Below are 5445 nucleotides of genomic sequence, written 5' to 3'. Positions count from 1 at the left end.
TACCCGGTGGTGCGGGTATTTCACCGCTTTCTCACCTGGGTATGGACCCGGCTGTATGACGGGGTCGAGCTGGGCAATTTCGACACGGTGACCAATGTCGCGCCCGATCACGAAATCATCTACGTGCCCTGCCATCGCAGCCATATCGACTATTTGCTGCTCAGCTATATCGTTTACCAGCAAGGCTTGATGATTCCGCATATCGCGGCCGGCGCTAACCTCAATCTGCCCATTGTCGGCGGCATCCTGCGCCGAGGTGGCGCCTTCTTCCTGCGCCGATCGTTCAAGGGCAATCGGCTATATGCCTCGGTATTCAACGAATACCTGCATATGGTGATCGGCAAGGGCTTCCCGATCGAGTATTTCGTCGAGGGTACCCGCTCGCGTACCGGCCGACTGCTGCAGCCGCGCCCCGGCATGCTGGCGATGACGGCACAAAGCTATCTGCGCGATGCGGCCCGCCCCATCGTCTTCGTGCCGGTGTATATCGGTTACGAAAAGCTGTTCGAAGGCCGCAGCTATGTCGGCGAATTGATGGGCAAGCCCAAGCAGAAGGAATCGCTGCTCAGCCTGTTGATGAGCGTGCGCGAACTCAAGCGCAATTTTGGCAAGGTGCATGTCAACTTCGGCCAACCGATCAAGTTGCACGATGTATTGAGCGAATGCCATGCCGACTGGCAGAACGAGCCCCCCTTGGCCGAAGAGCGCCCGATCTGGTTTACCCAGTCGGTTACCCAGCTCGGCCTGCGCATTGCCAATGGCATCAATAGCGCTGCTGTAGCGAATCCGGTCAATCTGGTCAGCCTCGCCCTGCTGGCCACACCGCGCCATGCCATGGACGAGGACCAGCTGATCGCCCAGCTGAACGGCTATCGTCGCCTGCTGCTCGCCGTGCCGTATTCGGAACGCGCCCAGGTTACCGAGCTGGACGGCGCCGGCATGATTGCCTACTGCGAAAAGTTGCATCTGCTGCAACGCCATCCGCATGCCTTGGGCGATGTACTGCACTTCCTCGGCGAGGATTCGGTACTGTGCAGCTATATGCGCAACAATGTGCTGCATTGCTTCGCCCTGCCAGCCTTGATCGCCGGCCTGTTTACCCGCAATGCCAGCCTGAGCCGCGAGCAGATCGGCAATCTGGCCCTCACCGTCTTCCCCTTCCTACGTGCCGAATTGTTTCTGCGCTGGCAGGACGATGAACTGGACGCCGCGCTCGACCAGTATCTCGCCGCCATGGTGGAGATGGGCTGGCTCAGCAGCGGCGGACGCGAAGGCGTGTACCACGCGCCCAATCTCAATAGCGATGAATACGCCCAGCTGAGCCTGCTCGGCCATGCGGTGCGGCCCACCCTGGTGCGCTATTTCATCTCGCTATCGGTGCTGACCCAGCAAGGCAGCGGCATGGTCAGCGCCGATGAGCTGGAAGCGCTATGCCATTTGCTGGCGCAGCGCATCAGCCTGTTGCGCGAGATCAGCGCGCCGGAATTTTTCGATCGCGCCATCTTCCGCACCTTTATCAGCTCGCTGAAGCAGGCCGGCCTCGCCAGTGAAGATGGCAACGGCAAGCTCACCTTCAACGGCCAGCTGCGCGCCGCAGCCGCCGAATCGCGCTATGTATTGCCGCCCGATGTGCGCCAGAGCGTGCTGCACCTGACCAAGCTGGATCGCCCGACGGTCGAGCAGGCGCTGGCGCGGCTCGCTGCCAAGAAATCCTGATTGGTAGATCAAGCTTGCGCCGCAGACTCGACTGCTGGCAATTGCACCAGGCAGCAACCCTGAAATTCAGCCAGGGCTGCTGCCTGGCGTATCGGGCGGCAAATGTCTGGCTGCGCGGTCAAGAAACATGCCTGGGGCGTTCAGCGAAACCGATGAGTTTCAGAAGCGCTCATCAGGCCGCAGATAACGCCATTGCCCCATTGGTAAATCCGACAAGGGAATGCGCCCGATACGGATACGTTTCAGGCCTACCACTTTCAGCCCCACCAATTCGCACATGCGGCGAATTTGCCGCTTTTTGCCTTCGCGCAGCACGAAACGCAGCTGGTTTTCATTCTGCCAGCTGACCTTGGCCGGTTTGAGCGCCTGTCCATCCAGGCTCAGCCCGTGGTTGAGCGACTTGAGGCCGCCCTCGTCCAGCACGCCCTCCACCCGCACCAGGTATTCCTTCTCGATCTTGGTTTCATCACCGATCAGCGCCTTGGCCACGCGGCCATCCTGGGTCAGCACCAGCATGCCGGTGGAATCGATATCGAGCCGGCCGGCCGGCGCGAGGCCATTCAGATGGCGGCGATTGAATTCGATGCCGGACCGGTCGCCCACATAGCGGTTGTCCGGAGTGATCAAGAGGGCAGCTGGCTTGTAGCCCTGCTCGGCCTGGCCGGACACGTAGCCTATCGGCTTGTTCAACAAGATGGTGACGCGCTGGGTTTGCGCCACAACTGCCAGTCGGTCCAGCTCGATACGCTGGGTCGGCAGCACCCGGCTGCCCAGTACATCGACCACCACACCATCGACCTTGACCCAGCCGCGTTCTATGTATTCATCGGCCTCGCGACGGGAACACAGCCCCAATTCGGCCATGCGTTTGGAAAGGCGTAGGGGTTCTTGGGCGTCGCTCACGGTTTTGATCCTGCTTGGCTAAACACGCATTTTAGCGCTTGCCGGCAAGCAAACCACAGGCAAGGTAAAATCGCGGGATGAATGAAACCGAAATGCTTGATTATCAGCGCCGCTTTGGCGGCGTCGCGCGCCTGTATGGCGATGCCGCCTTGGCACGCTTCGAGGCTGCGCATATATGCGTGATCGGCATCGGCGGCGTTGGCTCCTGGGCGGCGGAAGCACTGGCGCGCAGCGCCATCGGCCAGCTGACGCTGATCGACCTCGATCATATTGCCCCGAGCAATGTAAACCGCCAGCTGCATGCCCTGAGCGAAACATTGGGCGCAGCCAAGACCAGTGCCATGGCCGAGCGCATCCACGCCATCAATCCGCGCGCCCGGGTGATTGAAGTCGACGACTTTCTCACCGAAGAAAACCTGGCCGAGCTGTTGCCAGCCGGCCGCTTTGACCATGTACTCGACTGCATCGACCAGTTGCGCGTCAAGGTGGCGCTGGCGGTGCATTGCAAGCGCCACAAGATCCCGCTGCTGGTATCGGGCGGCGCCGGCGGCCGACAGGACCCTACCCGCATCGGCCTGGCCGATCTGGCCCAGACCAGTGGCGATGCCCTGCTCGCCAAGATTCGCGCCGAACTGCGTCGCAAACATGGCTATGCCCGCGATGGCAAGCGCTTTGGTATCGAGGCGGTGTATTCGAGCGAGCCCATCGTACGCCCGGCCGCCTGTGCGCCGGGAGAGGGCGGCGCCGCGCTCAATTGCGCCGGTTATGGCTCGGCCGTCGCCGTGACGGCCACGTTCGGCATGGCGATGGCTGGCCGCGCGCTGAGCCGGCTGGCGAACCCTTCGTGATGACAACGGTCTGAGCAGGCTTGCATGCTACTATCCGCCCATTGAATCAATGATTTGCCCCATGCCGTCCAGTTCATCCACACCGTTTGCTTCACGCCCAAGCGCCCTGTCATTGGCCCTCCTGTTGCTGGGACTGGCAATGCCAGCCGGCGCCGAAATCTATAAGTCGGTCGACAAGGATGGTCGCGTCACATACTCCAATATCCCGATTCGTGGCGGTAAACGCCTCGATCTGGGGCCGGTGCCCACCACCTTGCCAGCGCCACGAGGCGGCTCCGGCAAATCGGCCGCCGCCACGCCTTCGCCGGCCAACTTCCCCCGGGTGGATGACGCCACCCAGAAGAGCCGCGATCAGGGCCGCCGCAGCATTCTGCAAGCGGAAATGAACCAAGAGCAGAACCTGCTCAATGAGGCGCGCAAACAGCTGGCCGCCGCGCCGCAAAATGCCAAGGCCCAGGACAATGTGACCTATCACGAGAAGAACATGGAAGCGCTGCAAAAGGAAATGAGCCGGATCAAATAGAACCATGCACAATCATGCACAATTGTGGTGCATGCTGAAGCCTGCCGAGAGGCCAGTCATCCCGCTGACTGGCCTCTCGGCATTTTCAAAATCAATAAGCCTCTGTTTTCAAGAAGATTTCTTGGAACTCATCCACATGGCCTGTTACTTGCTAGCTGCGTGTCCATGCCCGCCTTGATCCCCCCGCCTTCTGCCGAATTCGCCGGACTTGACCTGCTCGACACCGCGGTGTTGGTGCTTGATAGCGGGCGCTGTGTGCGCCATTTGAATCCGGCGGCCGAAACGCTGTTCGAGCTGTCGGTGCGCGACACCATAGGCCGACCACTTTCCGCCTGCTTCAGCGAGCCGGCCGATATCCTGGCAGCGCTGGATGCCGCCGAGAAGCAGAACGCCAATGTCACCGAATACGATGTGGCACTGGCCTTGCGCCTTGGCACCACCATCCATGTCAGCTTCAGCATCCGCGCCGTCGAAGCGCAGACCTTGACCGTGATGGAGTTTCGCCAGACCGACCAGCAGCGGCGCATTGCCAATGAAGAACGTCTGGCGGCGCAGCAGCAGGCCAACCGGCAGCTGATCCGCAATCTCGCCCATGAAATCAAGAACCCGCTCGGCGGAATACGCGGCGCCGCCCAGCTATTGCAGCGCGAATTGCCTGACCCGGCTTTGCATGAGTACACCCAGGTGATCACCGACGAGGCCGATCGCCTGCAAAGCCTGCTCGATCGCCTGCTGACCCCGCACCGCCTGCCGCAGGTCAGCGAGTTGAATCTGCACGAGGTGCTGGAGCGGGTGCGCAGCATCCTGCTGGCCGAATTTCCCAATCTGGCAGTGCGGCGCGACTACGACACCAGCCTGCCCGATATCTTTGGCGACAAGGAGCAACTGATCCAGGCAGTGCTCAATATCGTGCGCAATGCCGCACAAGCCATGCATGGCGCCGGTGAAATCTGCCTGAAAACGCGGGTAGCGCGCCAAGCCACGCTGAACCGCCGCCGCTTTCCGCTGGCGCTGATGCTGCAGATCAGCGACAACGGCCCCGGCATACCCGAGCACATCCGCGACACCCTGTTCTACCCGCTGGTATCGGCACGCCCCGGTGGCACCGGTATCGGCCTGCATCTGGCCCACACCTTTATCCAGCAACACAACGGCACCATCGAATTCGAATCCTCGCCGGGCCGTACATGCTTTACCGTGATGCTGCCGATCAATGGCTGGATGCCGATGGACGGTGGCAAATAGCGTTTACGCTTACTGCAATCAAGATCAAGCGCAAAACCCTTCACCACAACAGAGGCTCCGAGCACTGAACGAACCCTGCAGCAAATAGCGCTGATGCGATGTGGCGGGCTCCTTTTTCAGCCGGAAACACCGCAGCTATCCATGCGCAGCGCCGTTTATCCCTGCGCCCTCTGCGCTGAATTGATTGTTGCTGTTTACCAAACCATATTG

Annotated in this window: 5 protein-coding genes; 4 read left to right on the top strand and 1 reads right to left on the bottom strand. The window is 60.9% G+C overall.

Going from position 1 to position 5445, the window contains the following annotated elements; genetic code table 11:
* On the top strand, positions 1-1716 hold a 1716-nt coding region (plsB, locus tag ACE3OH_RS18760), incomplete at its 5' end, for a glycerol-3-phosphate 1-O-acyltransferase PlsB (RefSeq protein ID WP_374356795.1).
* A gap of 159 nt (positions 1717-1875) precedes the next feature.
* Here plsB and ACE3OH_RS18755 read toward each other — a convergent pair.
* A complete protein-coding gene (locus tag ACE3OH_RS18755; protein WP_374356793.1) occupies positions 1876-2619 on the bottom strand; it encodes a pseudouridine synthase in 744 nt (247 codons plus the stop codon).
* Between the two features lie 77 nt (positions 2620-2696).
* On the opposite strand from ACE3OH_RS18755, the gene ACE3OH_RS18750 reads away from it, so the two are divergent.
* The 3 genes from ACE3OH_RS18750 (at position 2697) to glnL (ending at position 5235) form a co-directional block, all read left to right on the top strand.
* Positions 2697-3467, top strand: coding sequence for a ThiF family adenylyltransferase (locus tag ACE3OH_RS18750; RefSeq protein WP_374356791.1), 771 nt, complete (start codon positions 2697-2699; stop codon positions 3465-3467).
* A 61-nt stretch (positions 3468-3528) separates the two neighbouring features.
* Positions 3529-3990, top strand: coding sequence for a DUF4124 domain-containing protein (locus ACE3OH_RS18745; RefSeq protein WP_374356789.1), 462 nt, complete (start codon positions 3529-3531; stop codon positions 3988-3990).
* 165 nt (positions 3991-4155) lie between these two features.
* Positions 4156-5235, top strand: coding sequence for a nitrogen regulation protein NR(II) (glnL, locus tag ACE3OH_RS18740; protein ID WP_374356787.1), 1080 nt, complete (start codon positions 4156-4158; stop codon positions 5233-5235).
* The last annotated feature ends 210 nt before the right edge of the window (positions 5236-5445 follow it).

The organism is Chitinimonas sp. (assembly GCF_041904975.1).
Taxonomy (GTDB): domain Bacteria; phylum Pseudomonadota; class Gammaproteobacteria; order Burkholderiales; family Chitinimonadaceae; genus Chitinimonas.
This window is presented reverse-complemented; position numbering and strand designations above follow the sequence as displayed.

Coding starts and splice junctions, on each gene's coding strand:
- ACE3OH_RS18750 (WP_374356791.1), top strand. CDS start 2,697: ATGAATGAAACCGAAATGCTTGATTATCAGCGCCGCTTTGGCGGCGTC.
- ACE3OH_RS18745 (WP_374356789.1), top strand. CDS start 3,529: ATGCCGTCCAGTTCATCCACACCGTTTGCTTCACGCCCAAGCGCCCTG.
- glnL (WP_374356787.1), top strand. CDS start 4,156: ATGCCCGCCTTGATCCCCCCGCCTTCTGCCGAATTCGCCGGACTTGAC.